Below are 26,079 nucleotides of genomic sequence, written 5' to 3'. Positions count from 1 at the left end.
GATGTAGTTGGTGATTTTAGCAAGTAAAAATGATCACATAGTTAGTGAGATTGGTATAATTAGCATCGACAACTTTCTTTTCAATAACGGTAAATAAACTTCATAGGATTCCGTATTAAGCCATTTACGGAATGACGCATTATTTGTCATATTGAGCTTCAAAGTTGTTATCCTGAACTTGATTGATGATCTTAATAACGATGGATAAAACTTAATTTTACCAATTAGTCAGCGCGGGTAAACTAAACTTTTCACCACGATAAGTTAGAATAACTTGTTGAGGTAAAATTTTATCAATAATAACGCCATTAGCAATGTTGTCACCTTCATAGCGATCTCGACCATTAACGTTAACCCAACCTTCCCCATCAGACGCATAAATATGTTGTTCAAAACGTAAGCTTGGCACGCCTTCTTGTACCCATGCAGGCATTTCTGTTAATGACTTTATTTCACTGTTAGTAGGTTGCTCTTGCTTTTTCGCTAATGCAGTTGCTGGGTCTTCATCAGTATTACTTTCCGTTTCCTCTATCGCCGCTTGAAAACGAGCTAATAGATCATCTGACACACCATCAACCGCTTCTATTTGATAGTTATTTTCTTCTGCTTCAGCTTTTGTTGTAGGCTTTAATGCTGGTGGCTTTGATGCAGGTTTTAGAGCGCTTTTTGCAACTGGCTCATTAATTGACTGACTAGCTGTTTTTGTTGTAATAACCGCTTCTTTTTCTGTTGTTTTTTGTGGCTCTATAACGTGCTCAACTTGATTTTGTTGTACTGTTTTTTGTGCGGACGCTTTTCTAGGAACATCGCCACTAACAATAATCTGTTCAACTTCATTATCTTGAGCTGGCTCGGCCTTTTCAGTGACAGTTTTGGTTGTCCCTTCTACGGCTTCTTCCAAAGACTCCACTGCTTTAGGTAAAGCGTTATTACTTAATTGTTGTGAAGACTCTTCTTGAAGTAATACCGGTACATCAGTCGATGTAGTGATAGTATTTTGTGATTGCCCTAACCAAAAGCCAGCAACTAATACTAAAATTAATGCACTAGCCGCTGATGCTATTTGAATGTTTTTATTCTGCCACCACGGTGTTTGTTCAAAGTCATCACCTAGTGCATGACTAGCCGCTTTTAAAACAATTTTTTTATTAACAACAGCATTATTACTGTTATAAGCTTCCATTAATGAACTATGGCAAAGCAAGTTAATAAGTCTTGGTATTCCTTGAGATAATTTATGAATTGTCGCAATAGCTCCTTTATCAAAAAGTGCTCTATGACAATCAGCTACCGATAATCTATGCTTAATATAAGCCGCTAATTCTTGAGTGTTTAGGGGTAATAAATGATATCTAGCGGTAATACGTTGCGCTAATTGACGTAAGTCTCGGCGCTTTAATAACTGCTGTAATTCAGGCTGACCAATTAAGATAACCTGTAATAACTTTTTAGTATTTGTTTCTAAGTTGGTTAACAGACGAAGTTGTTCTAATACTTGCGCCTCAAGATGCTGAGCTTCATCAATAATCAATATAGTATTAATATTAGCATCGTGGTTTTTTACTAACTTTTCAGAAATTTTATCTGTTAACGTTTTTAAAGTAGCGCCCGTTTTACGGTAACGAATTTTCAGCTGGTCACAAATCGTTGCTAATAGTTCTTGGCTTGATAAGGTCGGATTTAAAATAAAAGCTAACTGCGTATCTTTAGGTAAATCATCCATCAAACAACGACTTACTGTAGTTTTTCCAGTACCAACCTCTCCTGTAAGTAACACAAAACCGCCGTTATCGCTTGCTCCTACGCCACCTAAACCATGACTTAAATGTGTCAGCGCCTCACGATGCCTATCACTCATAAATAAGTATTTAGGGTTTGGTGCAATAGAAAAAGGTAATTCACTTAATGAAAAGAAGTTTCTGTACATAAAACGTTGCTGCTACTTAAGAAGGTAATGATTAAAGGTGATAGCGAAAGTTTAATAACCTAAGCTCAGGTTAAGTATACTACTAAAGCTTATTATACTACTAAAACAGAATCTACTGATAAAGCCCGAATGTAATGACAAAGCTTAATATACTAGCAAAATTACTCTTTTAACGGGGTGATGTCTACGAATATTATGGTAAACTTTATTTATCATCTATAGGAGGTATTCTTTGACCACGCATAACAACACTATTCCAAATATACCAGAGCTTGATATTTATCTTGTGGGTGGTGCAGTTCGCGATCAATTGTTAAACAGGCCCATTAAAGATTACGACTATTTAGTCGTTGGTGCTACGGTAGAACAAATGTTATCACTTGGTTTTCATCAAGTGGGTAAAGACTTCCCGGTATTTTTACACCCAAAAACTAAAGAAGAATACGCTCTGGCACGTACCGAACGTAAACAAGGGCAAGGTTATACCGGCTTTGCTTGTTATGCTGAGCCTGACGTCACAATAGAACAAGATTTATTACGCCGAGATTTAACCGTCAATGCCATGGCGAGAAATGCTTGTGGTGATATTGTTGATCCTTATAACGGACAACAGGATCTGAAAAATAGAATATTACGCCATGTTAGCGAAGCCTTTATTGAAGATCCTTTAAGAGTACTTCGTGTCGCTCGTTTTGCTGCTCGATATCATGAGTTTGATTTTACCGTTGCAGACGAAACAATGCGTTTGATGCAGAAAATCAGCGAAAGTGGTGAGCTAACAAGCTTACCTGCTGAACGCGTTTGGCAAGAGATGCAGCGTAGCTTGGCCGAAGATCACCCCGAAGTATTTTTTAATGTTTTACGTGACTGTAAAGCACTCAGCGTATTATGGCCTGATCTTGATAAACTATGGGGAATACCTAATCCGGCTAAATGGCACCCTGAAATTTGCAGTGGTATTCATACCATGATGGTATTACAGCAAGCGGTTTTACTAACAAAAAACAATGAGAATAAAACGGCTATTCGTTTTGCTGCTTTATGCCATGATTTAGGTAAAGGGGTCACCGTTAGCGAGCTGTGGCCAAGTCATAAAGGCCATGAAAAGTCAGGACTTCCTTTAGTAGAAGATATCGCCAATAAACTTAGAGTCCCCACCTATTACAAACAACTAGCTTTGAAAGTATGTGAGCATCATTTGCATTGCCATAAAGCTTTTCAGTTGAAAGCCAGCACCTTATTAAAAATATTTGATCAACTAGATGTTTGGCGAAAACCCAAAGAGTTTGATGATTTTATAATTGCTTGTAAAAGCGACTTTTTAGGACGCCTTAACTTTGAAGATCGCTCCTACCCGCAAGCAGAATATTTAAAAGAGACTATGTTATCGGCACTACAGGTCAATGCGAAAACCTTTGTTGAGCAAGGATTAAAGGGGATTGCAATAAAAGAAGCAATGGCAAACGCTCGCTTAACCGCAATAAAAGCAGTAAAAAATAAATATTCACTAGATTAATTACTCAATCATGGGTTCGAAAATACTTTCTAAGCCATTTAGCTTTATTTCATAAATAAAAGCTAATTGTTCGCCAATTTTGCCTTCAGGAAAACCTTTTGAGTGAAACCAAACTAAGTAGGGTTCAGGTAAATGTAATAATTTTCTACCGGCATATTTACCAAAAGGCATTTTCATATTCACCGTGGCAATAATTTGTTCGTTAGTTAAACTCATCGTTTTTCGCTAAATTGGTCTTTTAAAATAATAATGGGCACGTTTTTAATAAGATAAACTAAATAACTGCTGAAATTTATTTAGCCTTTTAATGCTCTTAAAATATTTAGTTTTTCGGTATTACTTTGAATACTATCCATTTCTACACTTTGATTTTCTACTAAATTTACCCCTTTAGTCGCTTCAAGCATTGAGCTTTCTGAAGAAGAAACAAGTTGAGACATAATAGCCGACATATTGCTGGTTTTTTCTTGTTGTATATTCGTTTGATGATTAAAGAAATCAATACTTTCTGAAATAGCATCAACCGCTTCTTCTACCGATTTTACCGCTCCAGAGGTCTGCTTTACATTAGTAGTTGTATGGGTTGCAAGTTTACGTACCTCATCGGCAACAACAGAAAAACCTCTACCTGACTCACCAGCTCTAGCCGCTTCAATAGCCGCGTTAAGCGCAAGTAAATTTGTTTGATCTGCAATACCGCTAATGGCACTAATCACATTAACAATTTCAACGGTTGAAGCATTTAATGTTGCGACTTTAGCAACTAATTCATCACGCTTTCCTTGCTGACTATTCGTTTCCTCAATAAGCTCATTAAGTGCTTTAGCAATGCGCTCTTGTTCTGCATGACTCTGTTGTGATTTTTCAGCTAATGAAGTCAGACTATTCATTGATGATTCTACGATAGGTTGATACTTTTCTAATGAAACGATTAGCTCAGCCTGAATACTATTAAAAAATCGTTCTTGTTGTAACTGTGTTTCAAGATAATATGCTCGATAATTTGCCATTCTAAGTGGAAATGAGCTTATAGAACCATGTAAAGGCGCATCTTTATCGCTTTTATATATAAGTAATATTACTGCTGTGTTATTTTGGTGTTGTCCTAACGTTTCTCCGAAACTACTGTAACCAGCAACATTGTTGACAGCTGAATAATCAATCATATTTAATTGTTCTGATGAGTTTTGTATTCTCCGAAGAATACAGTCTGTGATGATCATCGTTTCCGCTTTACCACCAATTTCATCAAGTAATTGTTTGAATTGAGTGTTTGTATGGCGAGAAATGTCTTTAACTTTAACTAAGTGTATCGTTTCACCAAAACTCATATCTGAGAAAAAACTAATCGTGTTTGACCTTAAATCAATGCCACTTACAGAACGAATAATTAACTCATCATTCATTTGCACGGCAAAAGCATTTTCAACTAAACGTTGCTCTAAATTAGCTGGTGAAACATTTAACCTTCGACAGAGAAATTCAACAACAGTTTCAATATCGCCTCGCTCATTAATAACAGTACTTAGTGTACGAGTTGCATTGTTTGATTCAGCAACAGAAAAAGAAACATCAGTTAAATCAAAATTATGGGATTTAAAAATTGCATGACGATATTGTGGTTTCAATTTAACAAAAGCGATAACAGCTTGTTTTTCACTCATTTTTCCATTGTAGCCAATGGCGGCACTTTTAAAATCTAACTTGCCACCGCTCGATCCACCGATAAAGTCACATGCAAGCTGATTACTGGATGAATATAAAGCTTCCAAAAATTGATTTTCCATTGCAGCTAAACCTGCAAACCACGTTAATGCAAAGGTATTACTGTGTTCTATTTGAAAACTAGGTTTCATTGCATTAATACTCTTTGTCATCGTATTAGTGTGTTGTATAAGGCTTTTATGGTCAGTATGTGCTGGTATATCAATAGTTTGAACCGAAATTTCGTCGATAATTTGATCACTAAAAATATGAAAAACGATATCTGGATCTTCCGCAGTATGATAAACACCTTTTTCTTGCTTTTTATTACTTAAACAACCCGCTGTCATTACCGTAATAATATTACTGGAATACCTAGAAAGAACATTTTGTATTTGTGATGCTATATTTTGTGAGCTAGAGATGTTTGGAGGTAAATATGCAATAACTAAAGGGTACAATTGGCCAGAAACCATATATTCAGGTAACGTGTTTAATTGATTCTCTTTTAATAGAAAAACATTATTACTATGTAGTTCTATAATTTTATTAGATTTTTTAAATGAAAACATCTACAACTTATTCCTTTTAGTTAATACAACTATTTATAACCTAGCGATTTCATTATACATTAGCATTTAAGTCATAATATAAAGGTTATTATTTTTAACATATAAAAACCACTTATAAATGAATTGTTGTGACTTGATAGGTGTTAATAATATATTAAGCTTCACTTACATTTTATGCTGATAAGTTTAACCGAATAACTTTCTAGCAGCATACTTATCAAAAGACATGTTATTTTAACCGTGACAACAATTGGTTCGTTAGTTAAACGCATCGTTTTTCACTAAATTGGCAACGTCCAAATAATACTAATAGAAGTATTTCTAAAAAAGTGTACTATAAATCACCAAAATAATATAAAGATCATATAAAGAAAGGGGTTCAAATATGCACATCAATAGAGATTTGATTAATAACCTGATTATATGTGTAATGATCTTTAGTGCCAATATCCAAGCAAAAGAATTAACTATTCTTACTGAACATTTAGCTCCTTTTCAAATAGTTGATAAAAACGAAATCAGCGGAATATCAACAGAAATAGTAGAAGCGACATTAAAAAATTCATCCTTTGATTACAATATTGAAGCTTATCCTTGGTCGCTTTCTTACAATAGAGCGCTGCATGAAGAGGATACTTGTATTTATTCAATAGGCCGTATTCCTGAACGTGAGCTTTTATTTAACTGGGTAGGACAAATAATTAGCAGTACAGTGTCGATGTATTCACTTGCCTCAAGTACGATCAAAATATCGACCTTAAATGATGCCAAAAAATATAAAACAGCCGTGATACGAGATGATGTAACGCACCACTTTCTTTTATCAAAAGGCTTTATTGAAAATAAAAACCTGTATGTGATGGATAACTATGATTCTTTATTACAGTTACTTGAGAAGCCTAGCCGTAATATTGATTTAGTTGTCCTTAATGATGATCTTATCTTACATCGGGTAAAAAGCACGGAAGCCGCATCAAAATATAAAAGCGTTTATAGTGTGCAAGATTTTACTTTAGATTTTCATTTTGCCTGTAGTATAACGACAGAGCAACATGTTGTAGCTGAGCTAAAAAAAATAATGCAAAAGTTAGAGCAAGAAGGAATATTGCCTGCTATTAGAAAAAAATGGACGCCAATTATGTTTAATACTCTGGATTAAGTACGAAAGATAAAATTAATTCAACTAATCTCCTAATCGTTTATACCATTACTCCCTCTTCTATCAAAATAGTTATGTTCACATTGTCTTCAATTTGCCATCTAGGTGACATAAAAATGTCATTAAATAAATCTACACTTAGCGCAATAACTTAACTATCTAAATAACTTGAGCGCAGGTTAAAGAAGGAAATTCGATGTCTATTATGAGAAAACGAAATGCTGATCATAAAAGCTATATTCCTAATAATGCACGTGATAACCAATACATATTAGCTGAATTCACAATCACAGATGAACTAATTCAACAATTTTCAAAATCGCCTTATCAAGCTAGTGTTCAGCAAGAAAACTTTTATTCCTTTTACCAAGCATTAGCGAAAATATTATTTGATTTGTCTGATTTGTTTGAAGTAGAAAACTGTCAATTTATTGCTAATGATAAAATAGCACGCGTTAGGTTTGGCCAAGAAATGCATCAATGGCAAACAAATCAACAAATTCTATTTTACTATAATCCTGAAAATCATCATTTACAAAAAACTTTTTTTGATGCGAATAAGCGTGCTAAAAAAATATCATTACTGTTTCTCACTTCAGGTACAAAAATTAGAGAGAATTCAGCACTTTTCCATACAAAAATATCTCAATTAGTTCGCGCGTATGCCAACGAAATTTCTTTAGATGAAAGTGAGATTCGCTTACGTGATCATCAACATATAACTTATGACTTATTTGCACAAAGTAAGCCAAATAATATAGATAATTCATTAACAACACGAGCACACAAACTGCGCCCTATTAGTCAGCGTTATGCAGGTCAAGATGTTGAATTACCTAAATATCACTCAGCAATGACATATGCTATTGTTAACATTCCAATTTCTAATAGATTACTCAATATGGTTGACATTGATCCGACATCAAGTGACCCATACAACCCTTTATATACTTATTTAACAGATACCTTTACACAAGCTTCAATGCAATTTAATTTAAATAATGGCGCTTTAATTGCCAATGGCTTAGTACCTATTGTACGTTACAGTATTCATGATATTGTCTCTCGCATTGGGGAGTTACAGATGTTAGGTTACAATCCTGAGCAAAATCCTTGTGGAATAGTAAGTAAGTGGGATGCGAGTGAACTGGTTGACAATGTGCAACTGATCTTTGTTGCCACAGATAAAAACAAAACTGAACATGGTTTTGCCCGCTTTTTAAATCAAATAGAAAAAGCGTTAAAACTGATGGCTACAGGATTAAAGATGGAGCCAAATAAAGATGAAGTTGTTATCAGGTTTCATCAACATATCGCTTATAATTTTTAATTTTACACTAAAATTTAACCTTACCTTATTAACTTTTTACAATATCACCCTGAGGTTTTTTTTGAAGTTTACGCTGTAAAGTACGTCTATGCATAGATAGCTGACGAGCGGTGGCTGAAATATTACCGTTATTTGCTTTTAATACTTGTTGAATATATTGCCACTGTGCTTGCTCTGCTGATAGTGTTTCACCTTCTAATTCAATATCTATTGAAATACTTGGTGCTTTACTTTCATTTAGAGCCGCTAATAAAGTTTGTGTGTCTAAAGGCTTAGATAAATAGTCATCTGCCCCTAACTTGATCGCATCAACAGCAGTAGCAATGCTGGCAAAACCGGTAAGTAAGATAATACGGCTTTGAGGCCTAACCTTTCTTAATGGCGCAATAATGCCTAATGTGGTTTCTTGCGCTAATTTCATATCAAGTAATATATAATCTGGCGCATGTCGACGGCATGCGAGTAGGGCCTCAGAGTTACTGTCTACATGTGAGCAATTAAAACCATGTTTGGTTAATCGCCGCATAACCGTGTTAGCAAATATAGTATCATCTTCTACCAGTAGCAATTCTTTAGTCATGTTAATCCATTTCTCTGTCTAGTCTGTATTAATTTGTATGATGCCCAATAAATAACACTTATTTTAAGTTCCGTAAAAGCTTTAGCTAATTATTGCACCGGTAAAGTCAAGGTAACTAAAGCGCCTCCTTGATGGTGATTGGTTAATAACAACTTACCACCAAGTCGCTCAAGCGTAGCATGACTTAAAAAAACGGCCATCCCCAAACCTTGTTCACTGCTTACCGGCTTCATACCTAATTCTTCTAATTTTTCCAATGTAAATCCAGGCCCATTATCCCTAATAATAAATTGCCAACAGCCCTTTTTTACTTGACTCGTTAAGGTTATTTCTTGGTTAGAATTTGCTTTAGTTGCTTGTATTGCATTATTAATTAAATTAAGTATTGCTGGTAATAGTGTTGCATCAGCCATAATAGTAACATCGACTTGATGTTCTTTTAGTAGCCTAACATCAATATCAGGGTAATTTACGCGTAAATTTTCTAATATCTCATTGAGTAAATTATCGACGGTACTCACCGTCCTCGTTTGCTCTTTAATAGAAAGTACCATCGAACGGAATGCATCTAAACTAACACTACAACGTTTTAACTGACTTTGCATATCGACAATAATACTATTATCAGTAAAGTCTTCCTCAAGTTCATCTACCAATAATTGTATGGTTGCAATAGGCGTTGCTAATTGGTGAGTTACTTGGGCTGAAGCAACCCCAAGAGAAGTTACTTGCTCTTGCTTTAATAAGTCTTCTCGATAAGCGGCAATCGCTAATTCTCGCTGGTTAATGCTACGTGCCATTTTTCCGACCACAAGTGCAACCACTAATGTAGAAAACAAAAAGTTTATCCCCATCGCAATAAAGTGCCCTTCCATATTGCCATGCATAACACTCATCGGTAAAAACCATAATAAAATGCTATAAGAGCCAATAGCCAAAAAGGCAACTAAAGCGAGTAAGGTGGGTGGTAGTGTCACAGCAGCAATGGCAATGGGTATTAATAATAACGACACAAAAGCATTCGTTGCACCACCGCTAAAAAATAATAACAGCGACATAAATACGATGTCAGAGCAAATTTGTATTAATAAAGCCAGTTGACTAACTTGCAATTTTTTTTGATAAAACACAAAACTAATAAAAGTATAAATTAATTCTAGTGCAATAACGCCAAATAAAGGAGCCCATGGCAGTTGATAATTTAAAACTAGGTTAACAAAAAGTATTAACAATAATTGAATAACAATGGCGACACTACGTAAAGCAAGTACCATTTGCATAGGGTTGCCTGACTTTAAGGTTGTTGAAAAACTAGCGATTTTAAAAAATGGAAACATAAATGACTAACAATATTAGGTTAGCAAAGCGGCACTTAGCTTAATAAGCCTTCGCTAAGCTCACTCTGTAAATAAATATGTATATCATATTATCTTTATTTTTGAGTTATGTAATGAGTAAAATCAAAAAACAGTACAATAATTTGGTAATAAGTTATCTGTTTTAAAATCATTTAAAATAGCAGATGAGCCCACTGCCACTTAAATTTAAATCTAATTTAAGTGGCAGTTAACAGAGAGTGAGGACAGTGATAGACAACACCAAATAACCTGATTAATCAGCCTAACTGATATTAACTCGCTCTTGAGGGAGATTATTGTCAGTTCCCTTAAACTCGTCTAGTTTTTGTCTTCTGCAAATAAATAAACTATTACCGGTTTGCTTTTTAGCTTCTGATTTAGCTTTAGAGGCTAAATCAGCTATTTGGTGGTAAGAGTTGTAACAAGTAGGATCAGGTTGGATTACGCCAATAGCTAAGCTCACTAAAGGATGAAAGATATTATTCCCTCTACGATCTAAAGCATTATACCCCTGTTGATCTTGATGTTCTTTGGTAATAAATGACAAACTTTGTTTAGCAAAGTCAGCTAATATTTTTTGACACACCCATTCAACATCATTACTTTTAAACATAATAATAAAATCATCGCCACCGATATGACCAACAAAACAATGTTTATTGTTTGTGTTAATCATTATGCAATTCGCCAATGTTTTCAGTAATAAATCCCCTTTAGCATAGCCATAAATATCATTAAACGGCTTAAAATGATTTAAATCCAAATAGGCTAAATTAAACGGTTTTTTCTTATTTAGCATGTAATCTATTTCTTTTTCTATTACCACATTACCAGGTAAACCGGTTAATGGATTCGCGTATCTCGCTTGTTCTAACTTTGATTCAGTGATACTTCTTAATAAATCTCGCGGTGAAACAACACCAATATACTTTCCATGTTCAGTAATAATAGAGGGTTGGGTAAATTCTGAGTTTGCTCTGGCGGTTAATAACGCACTAACTTGTTCTAAAGGCATAGAATGCTCAATAATCATTGGCGTATTAGACATAATGTCACGAGCAGACTTTTTAGAAAACAGCGCTCTGCCATAAATATCAGAGTATGATTCCATCAATTGATTACGAAAAATCATTCCTAACGGTTTATCATCATGTAAAACAGGGATAGCATGAACATTAAGGTTTTGAGTGAACAGCTCATAAACATAATTAACATTTTGGTTATAATCAACCGTTGTGGTTGCTGTAACAAGCGAGGCAATAGTCTCAACATTCGATTGCAACTCGACAGAAGAGCTAATATCAAGGACTGGAAAACACCTTATTGGATTTTCGCTCGGTTTAGCTAAGAAAAAGCCTTGACTATAAACCATACCAAGCTCACGCAGTAACTCAAACTCTTCTTTAGTTTCAATACCTTCAGCAATTATATGAGCGTTAGATATTCGCCCTAATTCAAATAACGTTTTTAAAAACTCTCGCTTCATCACGTCTTGATCACAACGATCAATAAAGTATCGATCTATTTTAACAATGTCAGGGCGTAAGTAACTCCACTGCTTTAAACCTGAATACCCGACACCGACATCATCTATAGCAATATCAAAACCGAATTTTCTATATTTATTCAGTGCCTTAAGCAAAATATCATTATTGGGAAACGGTGACTTTTCACTGATTTCGATAACCACTTGCTGTGGTGATAATCCAGCCTGCTCAACCAATTTGATCGTTTCACCGTGAGGGTGATCTTTATTAAGCATGACATTCAAACAAATATTAATAAACAACTTACCTGCTAACTTCAGCTCAACAAAACGTGTAATTGCACTTGCTCGACATAGCAGTTCAAGTTCAGACAATAAGTTATCTTCTTGTGCCTGTAAGAATAATGCCTCAGGTGAATAAAAATCAGTATTTTTAGGTCCACGCGATAACGCCTCATAACCAACAATTATTTCATTTTCAACATCAAATATTGGCTGAAAAACAGTCGTAATAAGCTTATTAGATACAATGGATTGAATGGTTGCTTGCATGGATTTATCTCATAATTGGTGACAAAAGCCTATCCTTAGACATCAGTATTAATAATATTAAAAAGGTTAAGGTTAAGGTTATTGATTAATAATGAAATTGGGTTAATGCTTGTTTTAATTCTAAACTTAAATTTTCAGCTAACTTGGCATTATCTAAGACATTATTAGTATTTGAACGGCTCTTATCTGATAAAGAAAAAACGCGATCCATTCTATTTTTCACCTCTGCAACCACTTGTAATTGTTCACTTTGGTTTTGAGCAATAATTTCATTTTTACTAATTATTTCACTAAATGAATGTGTAATAATTTGTAGATTAGATTCTGTGTTTTTGATCGTTTGCGCACCTTGATTAGCAAAGTCTTCATTTTTTCTCATTTGCTCAGCTGCATCATCAGTGGCTTTTCTGATATTCGCAATAACGCTTTCTATTTCCCCTGTTGATTCTTGAGTACGTAATGCAAGCGAGCGAACTTCATCAGCAACAACGGCAAAACCTCGCCCTTGCTCTCCAGCACGAGCAGCTTCAATAGCCGCATTTAGCGCTAATAAGTTAGTTTGATCAGCAACAGCTTTTATCACCGTTAATACAGAGTTTATTTGCTGCCCATGCTCCCTTAAATCATTCATCTGTTGAGTAGAGTGGCCAATAGCTTCTGCAAGTTGTTTGATTTGCTGTGACGATTGCACAACAACTTTAAAATTATCTGCAGCATGTTTATCGGCATCTTTACTAACAGTAATTGTATTCTCGGTATGCCCCTGAGTAATTTCAACAGCTTTGGTCATTTGGGTAATAGCAGCGTTAGCATTAGATAACTCATTCTGTGTACTTGTCACTTGCCCCTGTGCTGCCTGACAAGCAATAATAGTTTTTTCAGTTGCTGCATCTAATGTTGTACCTATATTCGCTAAAGTACCGACAAAACCAACAATTCTATCCATCATAAGGTTAAAGCTCTGCCCTATTTCACCTAACTCATCTTGGTTATTTAAATCGACTCTTAAGGATAAATTAGACTCTTTTTCAACATTAATTATCGTGCGGTGTAAGTGTTTGAGAGGAGTTCTAATCGAGTGGAAAATTGACCAGCCCATTAATAAAATTAAAACAGAAACGATACTTACGGTGAGCAAAATTATCTGGTTCGTTTGTGTGGTTAACTTACTACTCACTAAACTGTCTTCATGAGCTAATTGTTTTTGTAATAAAACTAATTGATCTAATTTTGTTAAGAAGGGCTCTAAGGAACTATAGAGTTTTAAATCGACATAATTCCCCATGCCATACGAAGAGCCCTCCTCAATTAACTCAGCTATAATGGCTATTGCATTCAGGCTTTTATCATAAAGTGGCTGAATCTCTGGAATTAGTTCACTTTCTTTACTCGATAAATTACCATTTTTATACGCTTGCCACTGCTGAACAATAATAGCTTTCCCTGCGGCGACTTTTGTTTTGGCATCTTGCCATAACTCCATCCCGCTTCGAGACTTATGAGTAGTATCAATAATATTAGAAGTAAAGGTTCTAATAATTAAATTAAGTCGTTGAGTTTGGCTTAATCGTTCTTCAAGTATTTGTTGAGCTTGTAGATGACGATCTGTTGATACCTTAATACAAGCAAATATAATAATGCTAAATATAAGTAAAGGCACCAAAGATAAAATAATAAGTTTACTGCTAACGCGACTTAGTTTTTTCATTTAAGAGTTTGACATTAAAAGAGTAGACTATAATTAATTGCAGAATAACAAGACAGTATGACGGTAATGTTACTTAAGTATTACAGATATATTTCATCGGGGATGTTGTTATACCTTAAAAGGTCTTACGCTAATGACAGTTTAACTACACAATTTATTGTTGTAATATGTGCGACTAAATGAATATATTAATATTTCAATTAACCTCTAATTTAAACGGTAAATTAATTGAAAGATTAATTCGCAAATAATAGTGAATAGAAACCCTATGACAAAAATGACAACAACTGATGTTAATAACACTCAAAGTGATAACACCAACCAACTTGCTACCCTAGCAGGAGGATGCTTTTGGTGTATTGAAGGGGCTTTCACGCAAGTTAAAGGTATATTTTCAGCCACATCAGGGTACATGGGTGGGCAAACAGTTTCACCAACCTATGAAGAAATATGTACAGGTGAAACTGGGCATGCTGAAGTAGTACAACTTAGTTTTGATCCTGCTGTAATTACTTACCAAGAAATACTGGAAATATTTTTTACCTTACATGATCCGACACAATTAAATCGACAAGGTAACGATATAGGGACTCAATACCGTTCGGCGATTTTTTATCATGATGACTCTCAGAAAAAAATAGCTGAAACAATCATTAAAGAAATGACAGAAGCAACAATGTTTGAGCAAGACATTGTCACACAAGTGTGTGCTACAGAAGTATTTTATTCTGGTGAAGAGTATCATCAAGATTACGTTAACAATAATCCTGAGAATCAATATTGCCAAGCAGTAGTATCACCTAAATTAGCAAAATTTAGGCAAACATTTGTTAGTAAATTAAAATAGCTAAAAATATAAAGTTTATAAACACTTTGGCTTAAAGAAGTATTTAGCCGCTCTAAATCCCCATAACGAGCATAAAATACTTCTTTTGGCTCTGCTGATAAAGCCCAGTAGGTAGCCGCACCTATTTAGCTGCTTTTGACAAGTAAGCTTCTAGTTGCCATATCAAATAATGAACTATTCAAACACCTTTGAATATCACTCGTTCCATTATTTTACCAACCCGCTCTCTTAATCTCTTAAAGCGAAAAACACTTGCGCTGTTATGCTAGTTAGCTTTATTTAAATACTGTCCTTAAGCCCAAAAACTAAAATAGTTACTGCAAAGTGCGACTGAATAATTACTGAAAGCGCATTGATAAATCGACAGCTTGTACGTGCTTAGTTAGTGCGCCACTAGAAATAAAATCAACACCAGCTTTAGTGTATTCTTGTAAAATTTCTATCGTCATATTACCCGATACTTCTAATTTAGCTTTACCACGTGTCGCACTAACCGCTTCTTCAATCATGGTAGGGGTAAAATTATCTAACATAATAATATCAGCCCCTGCCCTTAGTGCTTGTTGAAGTTCATCCATTGACTCTACTTCCACTTCAACGGTTTTATCACTGTGATTTTGTTTTGCTGTAGCAACAGCTTGTGCAATACCACCGCAAGCAGCAATGTGATTTTCTTTAATTAGAAAAGCATCGAACAAGCCTATTCGGTGATTTACACCGCCACCAGATAGTACAGCGTATTTTTGTGCGCTGCGTAAACCAGGTAATGTTTTACGAGTATCTAAAAGTTTAGTATTTGAGCCTGCTAATTCTTGCACATATTGGCTTGTTAAGGTTGCTGTACCTGATAAGGTTTGCAGAAAGTTAAGTGCTGTACGCTCTCCCGTTAACAAAGTACGAGCATTACCTTCAAGTTGAAATAAGGTTGTGTTTGCTTTAACTTTTTCTCCGTCACTAACAAACCAAGTAATTTTAGTTTTTGCTAACTCGGGCTGTGACTTATCTAATTGTGAAAATACTTCATTAACCCAAGAAATACCACAAACAATACAGTCTTCACGAGTAATAACAGTTGCTACTGCTTGTTCATTTGCAGGAATTAACATCGCGGTAATATCTTGTTCTACTTTAGGGTGTTGTCCATCAACAACACCTAAATCTTCTTTCAGTGCCCAACTAACAGTTGCGGTGATATCTTGTTTTAATTTGCTTATCTCAGCAGAAAGGGCTGTAGTAAGTTGTTCAGAAGTATGCATTTTTTATTCCTGTTAGCGGTATTCACGTAAAGTGAGTTGTTTGCCTTTTTGGCTAAACTCTACTTCTTTTAAAGCACTCATGCCCAGCAAAATGGCATCACTTTTCATTGCAGGGTTGATATGCGCGGCAACATTATATAGGAAAATATTACCAATGCTAAGTTGATCTATTTGGGTTTTATAAACAGTTACCGTACCATTTGCGGTTCTAACAGGGTAACTACCAAAGCTTTCTAGCTGTAATTCATCAGCAATATGGGCAGGAATTGACACTTGCGTTGCCCCAGTATCAAGTAAAAAAGTTACCGGGGATTCATTAATACTCCCCAATGTAACATAGTGTCCTTGCTTATTTTGCTGTAAAACAACTTCTGCCTGCCCTGAACTATTTAAGCTAACTTGTGGCTGACTATTTGGATTATATTGTTTATCAAGCACACCTTGAAAAAAATACATTAATAATGCAATCGCAATAATCCATGCAAGCCAAACAAATAACTTAGCGATTTTGTTTGTTGAGTCATCTTCAGTCATAATAAAGAAATTCTCACATAAGCGTTAAAATAAAAGTTATTGTATGTCGTTAAGCAAGCAGAAAAAAGTGATAAAGCGTAATAATTTGCAACCGAACTACACCATAGAAAATGGTTGGTTATCAGAGCAGTCTCAACAAAGATCGCCTTTTTTCACGCCTAGATGCCAAAGTGTGCCTGTTTCTTTATTAGTTGTTCACAATATCTCATTACCTGCGGGTGAATTTGGTAATAATTATATAACAGATCTCTTTCTTGGAAGAATAGATGCCAATGCCCATCCGAGCTTTGCTGACATAGCTGAATTACAAGTATCTGCCCATTGCTTAATTAAGCGTGATGGCAGTATTATTCAGTATGTATCTTTTAATGATAAAGCATGGCATGCGGGCGTATCTAATTTTAATGGCATAGAAAAGTGTAATGACTTTTCTATCGGTATTGAACTTGAAGGTACAGATGATATTCCTTATGAAGAAGCACAATACCAAGCATTAGCGGCACTAACAGCAATGATACAAAAAAATTATCCGCTTGTTAGTAATGAAAATATTACTGGACATTGTGATATTGCTAAAGGTAGAAAAACAGATCCTGGGCCAGCATTTAATTGGCCCTATTTTCATCAGTGTTTACAAAGCAACAAAGTTAACGAATAATTCTTTTAATTTATCGCGACAAAAAATACAACTATGCTTTAAATTATAGAGTTTTATTAAAAGGAAAAGTACCGTATTGGCATTAATCAATACATACAATTAATTGATCCTTATGACAAATGGATTCTATTTATTAATAAATAAGGTTACACATGAGTTTACTAAGTTTACTAATCGCCTTAATGGCTGAAAAAACCCTTTCTTCATCCATATGGCGCTTCGATTTTTACTATCAAAAATATATCAGTTTTTTCCAAACTAACGGTGTTTTATCAAACATCAAAGCAACAAATATTCGTTACACTCTATTTTTGCTAGTGCCTGTCGCTATAATTTATGGCATTTTAGCCATAGTAGATAATGGGTTATTACATTTAATTATTTCAACCCTAGTGCTTATTGTCACCTTAGGTTGCTCTAAGACAAGAAACAGTTACAAACAATATTTACTTGCTGCCTTTAAAGGTGACGATACCACTTCGAGTTTACACCATCAGCAGTTACTGGAAGATAAAAACCTACCTGCCGTTGGCTTTGGACAAGCACTTATTTGGTTAAATTACCGTTACTATATTGCCATTATGCTTTTTTTCATTGTTTTTGGGGCGGCAGGAGCGGTGTTTTATCGTTTATTAACGACAGTAATAGAGCAAGAAAATGGTTGTACCTTAAATAAAACCAGTGAAAATGAAACAGCTGAAGTTAAGGATAGCGAACAAACACTTGTTGAAGAAACTATAGATTCATCACTTGAAAGTTCTCACGATGAGAGCATTAACGATAAAACGACATTAAGCTGTAATAATTATCACAAAATTTTGTTCTACATTGATTGGTTACCGGTACGCATTACCTCATTCGGTTATATGTTCGTTGGACATTTTTCTAAAGCGTTTCCAATGTGGTTAGAAAGTTTATTTGATACAAAAAAACTTACTCATGAAGTTCTTATTGATGTAGCACAAAAATCGGAAGATATTATGCTTGAAGATGGAGACTGCACAGCAGAGCCTTGCTTACTAGTTCGCCTAGCAAAAAGAAACCTTTTGTTAATGTTAGCACTTATTGCCGTACTCACATTAATAGGAATTGTTAATTAGTTACTACTGTAATAACAATAATTTAAGCAAACTCAGTTTCAGAGAAAATATTTTTTTAAAATATTATTCTCTGAAATTACTTTACTACACCTCTTGTTAATCGCTACTTTTTTACGCCTTTAAATTGGTATTACCAATAATTTCAGAGCTAAAATAAAACAATTGTTTTAAGTTTTTACTCTATTTTTTATTCTTCATTTCATCGTGATCTTTCTTGCTTTACAAGCAAAACTCAACTAAATTACATTGCTAACTACGAGCATCTTTGTTATTTTACTAACATAAAAACAAATGGTAATACCAATTTACCAAGGGATATTTATTAGGATTTAACACTTAATGCAACAGCCATTAAAACAAAAAAAGCTATCTGACATTATTTTAGTGCAATTAGAGAACATGATTTTAGAAGGTGGTTTACTGCCAGGCGAGAAACTATTACCTGAACGTGAGCTAGCTAAAAAATTTGATGTTTCTCGCCCCTCACTTCGTGAGGCAGTACAAAAGTTAGAAGCTAAAGGATTAGTTACACGTAAACAAGGCGGCGGCACTTTCGTATCGAAAGCGATTATGAAGTCTTTTTCTGACCCATTATTTGATTTGATGGCAGAAAACAATGAATCACAATTTGATTTATTAGAATTTCGCCATGGTATCGAAGGCATGGCTTCTTATTATGCTGCAATGCGTGGAACAAGTGCCGATTTTGAGAATATACAAGCCAAACATGACAATATAGGCAATTGTCAATTAGAGAACGACTATAGTATAGAAGCTAATGCCGTTTATGAATTTTATGTTGCTATATGTACTGCGTCACATAATGCTGTGATATTACATACTGCTAGAAGTATGTCAGCACTATTGATAGATAACATAGAACGAAATTTAACAATGTTAGCAAAACGTCCTGATATCTTTAGCAAGATAACAGATTATAGAAGAAATTTGCTTGACGCTATTACGAGTGGACAGCCCAAAAAAGCTTGGGGTGCAAGTCATCGTCACCTTGCTTTTATTGAAGAAGTACTGTTAAAGCTAACGCACGAACACAGTCGTATGGAACGTTCCATGAGACGAATGTAAAAACTGATTTAAAAGCTAATGTATATAAATGCGTAGATAACCTATGCCAAACATGTAAAAAATTATTAAATAAACCAATAATATTGGAGACAATACAATATGTCAGATCTACCAAACATTGATATCGATTCATTAGAAACCCAAGAGTGGTTAGAATCGATGGAATCAGTATTAGAAAATGAAGGGCCAGAGCGCGCACACTTTTTACTTGAAGCCTTAATTGAGCGCGCCCGTCGCGGTGGTACACATTTACCTTTTGAAGCAACAACTGCTTATGTAAATACTATCCCGCCAGGACAAGAGCCTCATATGCCTGCGGATCAAACGATAGAGTCGCGTATTCGTGCTGCCATTCGTTGGAATGCGTTAGTATTAGTATTACGTGCCTCTAAAAAAGATTTAGAGCTTGGTGGCCATATTGGTAGTTTTGCTTCTTCTTCTACACTTTATGATGTTGGTTTTAACCACTTCTTCAAAGCTGCTTCAGAAAAAGATGGTGGCGACTTTATTTTTGCTCAGGGTCATATTTCTCCAGGTATCTACTCTCGTGCTTTTATGGAAGGCCGTTTAACTGAAGAGCAAATGAACAACTTCCGTCAAGAATGTGATGGCGAAGGTTTATCTTCATACCCTCATCCTCATTTAATGAAAGATTTTTGGCAGTTCCCAACAGTTTCTATGGGTTTAGGTCCATTACAAGCGATTTACACTGCACGCTTCTTAAAATATCTAACCGATCGTGGTATTAAAGATTGTTCTGGTCAACGTGTATACTGTTTCTTAGGTGATGGTGAAACAGATGAGCCAGAATCATTAGGTGCTATTGGTTTAGCTTCTCGTGAAGGTTTAGATAACTTAACATTTGTTATTAACTGTAACTTACAGCGCTTAGATGGTCCTGTACGTGGTAATGGAAAAATCATTCAAGAACTTGAAGGTACATTCCGTGGCGCTGGCTGGGAAGTAGTTAAAGTTATTTGGGGTAGCTACTGGGATCCGTTACTTGCACGTGATACATCAGGTAAGTTATTACAATTAATGAATGAAACTGTTGATGGTGAATATCAGAACTGTAAAGCGAAAGGCGGTAAATATACGCGCGAAAAATTCTTTAACAAATACCCAGAAACAGAAGCGATGGTTGCTAACATGTCTGATAAAGACATTTGGCGTTTAAACCGTGGTGGTCATGATCCAGTTAAAGTTTATGCCGCTTATGAAAAAGCAATGAACACTAAAGGCCGTCCAACCGTTATCTTAGCGAAAACAGTTAAAGGTTTTGGTTTAGGTGCTTCAGGCGAAGCGTTAAACATTGCCCATAACGTTAAGAAAATGGATGTTGAATCAATTAAGCATTACCGTGATCGTTTTAACATTCCGGTAAGTGATGACGAAATCGCTGATTTACCTTTCTACCGATTCCCTGAAGACAGCGAAGAATATAAGTACATGAAAGCGCGCCGTGAAGCACTAGGTGGTTCATTACCAGCACGTCGTGAACAAGCGGAAGAGCAACTTGAAATCCCGGCACTTAAAATATTTGAACCAATATTAAAAGGCTCAGGCGATCGTCAAGTGTCATCAACAATGACATTTGTACGTGTACTTAACAGCTTATTAAAAGATAAGAAGATAGGTAAACGTGTTGTACCAATTATTCCTGATGAAGCACGTACTTTCGGTATGGAAGGTTTATTCCGTCAAGTAGGTATTTATGCAAGTGAAGGTCAAAAATATGTCCCTCAAGATGCTGATCAAGTAGCTTACTACCGTGAAGATAAAAAAGGTCAAGTACTACAAGAAGGTATTAACGAATTAGGTGCTATGGCTTCTTGGGTTGCTTCAGGTACATCTTACTCAACATGTAATGCGACCACTATTCCATTCTACATTTACTATTCGATGTTTGGTTTCCAACGTGTTGGTGATTTAGCATGGGCCGCTGGTGATAGCCAAGCACGTGGTTTCTTATTAGGTGCAACGGCTGGTAGAACAACACTTAACGGTGAAGGTCTTCAACATCAAGATGGTCATTCACACGTGCAAGCAGGTTTAATTCCTAACTGTGTAACTTACGATCCAACATACGGTTATGAAATTGCAGTTATCGTGCGTGAAGGTTTACGTCGTATGTATGAAGAAAATGAAAATATCTTCTTCTACTTAACATTAATGAATGAAAACTATCAACACCCAGCAATGCCTGAAAGTAAAACTGTTGAAGAAGAAATCATTAAAGGTATTTATCAACTAGAACAAGTTGCTCCTGCTAAAGGTAAAGCCATTGCTAATGTTCAATTATTAGGTTCAGGTACTATTTTAGAAAAAGTACGTGAAGCTGCGCAAATTCTTGCTAATGATTACAACATATCAAGCGATGTTTACTCAGTAACTTCATTTAATGAATTAGGCCGAGATGGTCAAGACGTAACACGCTGGAATATGCTTCACCCTGAAAGCAAGCCACGTGTGCCATACATTACCCAAGTAATTACCAAAGAAGCTGGTCCAGCAATTTCTGCAACTGATTATATTAAAAACTATTCAGACCAAGTACGTGCATACATTGATACAGAATACCGTTGTTTAGGTACTGATGGTTTTGGTCGTAGTGATAGTCGTGCAAATTTACGTACGCATTTTGAAGTAAGTGCTGCATATGTTGTTGTTGCTTCATTATTTGAATTAGCAAACCGTGGTGATATTGAAAGCTCAGTTGTTTCAGAGGCGATTAAACGCTTTGATATAAACACTGAAAAACTTAACCCACTTTACGCATAATTAGTGACTAGAGAGGAAAATATAATGTCTATTGAAAAAATTCTAGTCCCTGATGTAGGTGGCGATGAAGTTGAAATTATCGAAATTTGTTTTGCTGTTGGCGACAAAATTGAAGCTGATGAAGGTATTATTACCGTTGAAACTGATAAAGCTTCTATGGATATCCCAGCTCCATTTGCAGGTAAGCTTGTTAGCTTAACTGTAAACGTTGGTGACAAAATTAAAGAAGGCGATATCATTGCCGAAATGGAAAGTGCTGAATCAGAAGGCACTGAAGCTGAAAGTGAACCTGCTCCTGCTGCTGAAGAAGCATCAGCTCCTGAAGCGCCGGCTCAAGATCCAGCTGCTGAAGAAGCCCCTGTAGCAGCTGCCACTTCATCAGCTGCATCAGAGATTATTGATATCGCTGTACCTGATATAGGTGAAGATGGCGAAGTTGATGTCATCGATGTACTAGTTAGTGTAGGTGATGTTGTTGAAGCGGAAGACGGCTTAATCACTGTTGAAACTGACAAAGCAACGATGGATGTACCTTCTACTCATGCAGGTACAGTTAAAGAAGTTTACATTTCAAATGGTGATAAAGTTAAACAAGGTTCACTTGTTATTAAACTTGAAACTGCTGGTGGCTCATCAGTTGAAGCACCTGTAGCTGAAGCACCTGTTGCTGAAGTTAGTGCTCCTAAAGAAGCACCAGCGAAAGTTTCGCCAACAACGGCTCCAGCTAGCTCACCTGTACCGCATCACCCACAGTCAGGCGTAGTAAATAAAGGAACGATTTATACCTCACCTTCTATTCGACGTATTGCCCGTGAATTTGGTGTCGATTTAACCTTGGTTAAAGGCACAGGTAATAAAGGCCGTATATTAAAAGAAGATGTTCAGTCTTATGTAAAATATGAACTTTCTCGTCCAAAAGCAAATGCAGGTAGTTCTGTAGCAGCGGGTGAAGGTGGACTACAAGTTGTTAGTGCTAAGGCTATTGATTTCTCAAAATTTGGTGAGATTGAAACGAAAGCATTAACACGTATTCAAAAAATATCTGGACCATTCTTACATCGTAACTGGGTTACTATTCCTCATGTTACTCAGTTTGATGAAGCTGATATTACCAATGTTGAAGCTTTCCGTAAGGAGCAAAACGTTGTTTGTGAAAAACAAAAGCTTGGCTTTAAAATTACACCTCTTGTGTTTATTTTAAAAGCGGCAGCAGACGCTTTACGTGCCTATCCAACATTTAACTCAAGCTTAAGTGAAGATGGTGAAAGCTTAATCCTTAAGAAGTACATCCACATTGGTGTCGCTGTAGATACACCAAACGGACTAGTAGTTCCCGTTGTACGAGATGTTGATAAGAAAGGTATTTACGAATTGTCTCGTGAGCTTTTAGAAATTAGTGTTAAAGCACGCGAAGGCAAACTCAAAGCGGCTGATATGCAAGGTGGTTGTTTTACTATTTCTAGTCTCGGTGGTATTGGTGGTACTGCATTTACACCAATCGTTAATGCGCCTGAAGTTGCTATTTTAGGTGTATCAAAATCAGAAATGAAACCGAAATGGAATGGTAAAGAGTTTGAACCTAAGCTGATGTTACCATTATCGATGTCTTATGATCATCGTGTAATTGATGGTGCACTTGCCGCTCGATTTACCGTACATTTAGCTAGTGTGATGTCTGACATTCGTAAATTAATACTTTAGTCAGAATTTTCTTAATTAATATTGGCGAAATTCACCAGATAAGCGTAGAATTTCGCTATTAATGCCAATATTATTAACTTGGTATAATATATTTACACAAATTAAAACTTTCATAGTTTATTGAGGATTGTATGAGTAACGAGATAAAAACTCAGGTTGTTATTTTAGGTGGTGGCCCCGGTGGTTATTCTGCTGCTTTTCGCGCTGCAGATTTAGGTTTAGATGTTGTATTAGTTGAGAGCCGCTCAACGTTAGGTGGCGTATGTTTGAATGTAGGCTGTATTCCTTCTAAAGCATTATTACATGTTGCTAAAGTTATTGATGATGCTGCTGCAATGGCTTCTCATGGTGTAACATTTGGTAAGCCAGAAATTAACTTAGACAAAATTCGTAGCTGGAAAGAAGATGTTATCGGCCAACTTACGGGTGGTTTAGGCGGAATGTCAAAAGCACGTAAAGTTAATACTGTTACAGGTTTTGGTAAATTCACATCAGATAAAACAATTGAAGTTGAAGGTGCTGACGGTAAAACGACCATTACTTTCGATAATGCTATTATCGCTTGTGGCTCTTCAGTTATCGATTTACCGTTTATTCCTAATGATGACCCACGTGTTATTGACTCTACTGGTGCTCTTGAACTTGAAGATGTTCCTGGTGAGATGTTAGTACTAGGTGGTGGTATTATTGGCTTAGAAATGGGCACTGTGTATTCAGCGCTTGGCTCTAATGTAAGTGTGGTTGAGTTTGCTGATCAATTAGTACCTGCCGCTGATAAAGACATTGTTAAAATTTACACTAACTACAACAAAAACAAGTTCAACATCATGTTGTCTACTAAAGTTGTTGCAGTTGAAGCTAAAGACGATGGCTTATACGTAACTTTTGAAGGTAAGAATGCTCCTGAAGGCCAAGTTCGTTACGATAAGATCTTAGTTGCTGTAGGTCGTAAACCAAATGGTCAACTAGTTGGCGCAGATAAAGCAGGTGTAAATGTTGATGAGCGTGGTTTTATCAATGTTTCTAAAGAACTTCGTACAAATGTTCCACATATCTTTGCTATTGGTGATGTTGTAGGACAACCTATGCTTGCTCATAAAGCCGTACATGAAGCGCATTGTGCTGCTGAAGTAATATCAGGTAAAAAACATGAGTTTGATCCTCGTTGTATTCCTTCAATTGCTTATACTGATCCTGAAATGGCATGGGTTGGTGTTACTGAACGTGAAGCAAAAGAGCAAGGTTTAAATATTGAAGTTGCCAACTTCCCATGGGCCGCTTCTGGTCGTGCTATCGCTTCAGCACGTACTGAAGGTAAAACTAAGATGATTTTCGAAAAAGAAACTGGTCGTGTTTTAGGTGGTGCTATAGTTGGTATCAATGCAGGCGAAATGCTTGGTGAAATTTGTTTAGCCGTAGAAATGGGCGCTGATGCAGAAGATGTTGGTTTAACAATTCATGCTCACCCAACGTTAAATGAATCTATTGGCTTAGCTGCTGAAATCTTTGAAGGTTCAATCACTGATTTACCAAATGCTAAAGCTGTTAAAAAGAAAAAGTAATTAATCTATAAAAAGTAGACTTTTCAATTTAAAAACCAGCAATTATGCTGGTTTTTTACTTTATAACTCAGAAAAAACATATACTTTATTTCCCTGTTTTCTGACATAACTTTTGATACGTCAGCATAGCCGTAACCCTGTAACTCACTAAATACGAAATTCCAACGAATTAATAACAAATAAACGGAGATTCTGAATCAAGCCCAAGATGATAGGAGTACCTTCAAGATACAAAGAGTACGTTGAGGATAATACGCTAAAAAAATCACTATTACCAAAAGGTAATAGTGAGTTCATATAAAGTCTACGCTCTGTTACTGATAACAGCGCCTATTCACCCAAGGTCGCAATCATATTTTATAACTTGTAGGTATATAAATTCTAATGACGAAGCTAAGTAATAACATCCACCCCCCCCACCAAACACTACCATCTCCAGAATCATTTCCATCAGAAATAGAGGCGCTAAAGGTACACCAACAACATTCACAACAATCTCGTCTGATAATTTACCATCGCTTACCACAATACTAAAATGGTCACTGCTATTATAATCTTTGATTTTTCGGCGCTTCCCTTGGTATAGCAGTTGATACAAAAGTATTTAAAGATACAGTAGTGAGCTATGATGTCTTTACAGTTAAAAGGAGGCACAATTTATA

At 35.8% G+C, this 26,079-nt stretch carries 19 protein-coding genes; 10 read left to right on the top strand and 9 right to left on the bottom strand.

All coding sequences use genetic code 11. From position 1 onward, the window contains the following. Positions 1-217: 217 nt before the first annotated feature. Entirely contained in the window at positions 218-1,927 is a 1,710-nt protein-coding gene (locus KO509_RS11720; protein WP_215973457.1) for an AAA family ATPase, read from the bottom strand. Between the two features lie 232 nt (positions 1,928-2,159). On the opposite strand from KO509_RS11720, the gene KO509_RS11715 reads away from it, so the two are divergent. Further along, positions 2,160-3,443 carry a multifunctional CCA addition/repair protein gene (locus KO509_RS11715; protein ID WP_252727531.1) on the top strand — a complete coding sequence of 428 codons (1,284 nt, stop codon included), beginning with the start codon at positions 2,160-2,162 and terminating at the stop codon, positions 3,441-3,443. Here KO509_RS11715 and KO509_RS11710 read toward each other — a convergent pair whose 3' ends face one another. Further along, positions 3,444-3,659: a DUF3820 family protein gene (locus KO509_RS11710; protein ID WP_215973456.1), complete on the bottom strand. Its 216-nt coding sequence runs from the start codon at positions 3,657-3,659 to the stop codon at positions 3,444-3,446. Positions 3,660-3,739: 80 nt separating this feature from the next. Continuing rightward, entirely contained in the window at positions 3,740-5,719 is a 1,980-nt protein-coding gene (locus KO509_RS11705; protein ID WP_215973455.1) for a methyl-accepting chemotaxis protein, read from the bottom strand. 385 nt (positions 5,720-6,104) lie between these two features. Between KO509_RS11705 and KO509_RS11700 the strand changes: the two genes are divergently transcribed. Together KO509_RS11700 and KO509_RS11695 are read left to right on the top strand one after the other, a co-directional pair. Further along, positions 6,105-6,878, top strand: a complete 774-nt coding sequence (locus tag KO509_RS11700; protein WP_215973454.1) for a transporter substrate-binding domain-containing protein — start codon at positions 6,105-6,107, stop codon at positions 6,876-6,878. A 196-nt stretch (positions 6,879-7,074) separates the two neighbouring features. After that, positions 7,075-8,208, top strand: coding sequence for a DUF3083 family protein (locus KO509_RS11695; protein ID WP_215973453.1), 1,134 nt, complete (start codon positions 7,075-7,077; stop codon positions 8,206-8,208). A gap of 28 nt (positions 8,209-8,236) precedes the next feature. On the opposite strand, the gene KO509_RS11690 is transcribed toward KO509_RS11695, so the two are convergent. The 4 genes from KO509_RS11690 to KO509_RS11675 all read right to left on the bottom strand — a co-directional run bounded on the left by KO509_RS11690 (position 8,237) and on the right by KO509_RS11675 (position 13,892). After that, on the bottom strand, positions 8,237-8,788 hold the full coding sequence (locus KO509_RS11690) for a response regulator (protein ID WP_215973452.1): 552 nt from the start codon (positions 8,786-8,788) through the stop codon (positions 8,237-8,239). 89 nt (positions 8,789-8,877) lie between these two features. Then, positions 8,878-10,068, bottom strand: coding sequence for a HAMP domain-containing sensor histidine kinase (locus tag KO509_RS11685; protein WP_215973451.1), 1,191 nt, complete (start codon positions 10,066-10,068; stop codon positions 8,878-8,880). Positions 10,069-10,408: 340 nt separating this feature from the next. After that, positions 10,409-12,184, bottom strand: a complete 1,776-nt coding sequence (locus tag KO509_RS11680; RefSeq protein WP_215973450.1) for a GGDEF domain-containing protein — start codon at positions 12,182-12,184, stop codon at positions 10,409-10,411. Between the two features lie 85 nt (positions 12,185-12,269). Next, the gene (locus KO509_RS11675) at positions 12,270-13,892 is read right to left on the bottom strand and encodes a methyl-accepting chemotaxis protein (RefSeq protein WP_215973449.1); all 1,623 of its coding nucleotides are present in this window, start codon (positions 13,890-13,892) and stop codon (positions 12,270-12,272) included. A 277-nt stretch (positions 13,893-14,169) separates the two neighbouring features. Between KO509_RS11675 and msrA the strand changes: the two genes are divergently transcribed. After that, entirely contained in the window at positions 14,170-14,739 is a 570-nt protein-coding gene (msrA, locus tag KO509_RS11670; RefSeq protein WP_215973484.1) for a peptide-methionine (S)-S-oxide reductase MsrA, read from the top strand. A gap of 338 nt (positions 14,740-15,077) precedes the next feature. Here msrA and nadC read toward each other — a convergent pair whose 3' ends face one another. After that, entirely contained in the window at positions 15,078-15,995 is a 918-nt protein-coding gene (nadC, locus tag KO509_RS11665) for a carboxylating nicotinate-nucleotide diphosphorylase (RefSeq protein WP_215973448.1), read from the bottom strand. A gap of 12 nt (positions 15,996-16,007) precedes the next feature. Further along, positions 16,008-16,529, bottom strand: a complete 522-nt coding sequence (locus KO509_RS11660; protein WP_215973447.1) for a TIGR02281 family clan AA aspartic protease — start codon at positions 16,527-16,529, stop codon at positions 16,008-16,010. 43 nt (positions 16,530-16,572) lie between these two features. Between KO509_RS11660 and ampD the strand changes: the two genes are divergently transcribed. The 6 genes from ampD to lpdA all read left to right on the top strand — a co-directional run bounded on the left by ampD (position 16,573) and on the right by lpdA (position 25,417). Further along, positions 16,573-17,187 (top strand): 1,6-anhydro-N-acetylmuramyl-L-alanine amidase AmpD, encoded by a 615-nt coding sequence (ampD, locus tag KO509_RS11655; protein WP_215973446.1) that lies wholly within the window; start codon positions 16,573-16,575, stop codon positions 17,185-17,187. A gap of 152 nt (positions 17,188-17,339) precedes the next feature. After that, positions 17,340-18,287: a beta-lactamase regulator AmpE gene (gene ampE, locus KO509_RS11650; RefSeq protein ID WP_215973445.1), complete on the top strand. Its 948-nt coding sequence runs from the start codon at positions 17,340-17,342 to the stop codon at positions 18,285-18,287. 339 nt (positions 18,288-18,626) lie between these two features. After that, positions 18,627-19,373, top strand: coding sequence for a pyruvate dehydrogenase complex transcriptional repressor PdhR (pdhR, locus tag KO509_RS11645; protein ID WP_215973444.1), 747 nt, complete (start codon positions 18,627-18,629; stop codon positions 19,371-19,373). Between the two features lie 99 nt (positions 19,374-19,472). Continuing rightward, entirely contained in the window at positions 19,473-22,154 is a 2,682-nt protein-coding gene (gene aceE / locus KO509_RS11640) for a pyruvate dehydrogenase (acetyl-transferring), homodimeric type (RefSeq protein ID WP_215973443.1), read from the top strand. A gap of 24 nt (positions 22,155-22,178) precedes the next feature. Continuing rightward, on the top strand, positions 22,179-23,855 hold the full coding sequence (gene aceF / locus KO509_RS11635) for a dihydrolipoyllysine-residue acetyltransferase (protein WP_252727529.1): 1,677 nt from the start codon (positions 22,179-22,181) through the stop codon (positions 23,853-23,855). 131 nt (positions 23,856-23,986) lie between these two features. Further along, positions 23,987-25,417 carry a dihydrolipoyl dehydrogenase gene (gene lpdA / locus KO509_RS11630; RefSeq protein WP_215973442.1) on the top strand — a complete coding sequence of 477 codons (1,431 nt, stop codon included), beginning with the start codon at positions 23,987-23,989 and terminating at the stop codon, positions 25,415-25,417. Positions 25,418-26,079 lie beyond the last annotated feature (662 nt).

The sequence above is a fragment of the Colwellia sp. C2M11 genome (assembly GCF_018860915.1).
Lineage (GTDB): Bacteria > Pseudomonadota > Gammaproteobacteria > Enterobacterales > Alteromonadaceae > Colwellia.
Note: the sequence above shows the minus strand (reverse complement) of the source record. Positions and strands in the feature narration are given on the sequence as shown.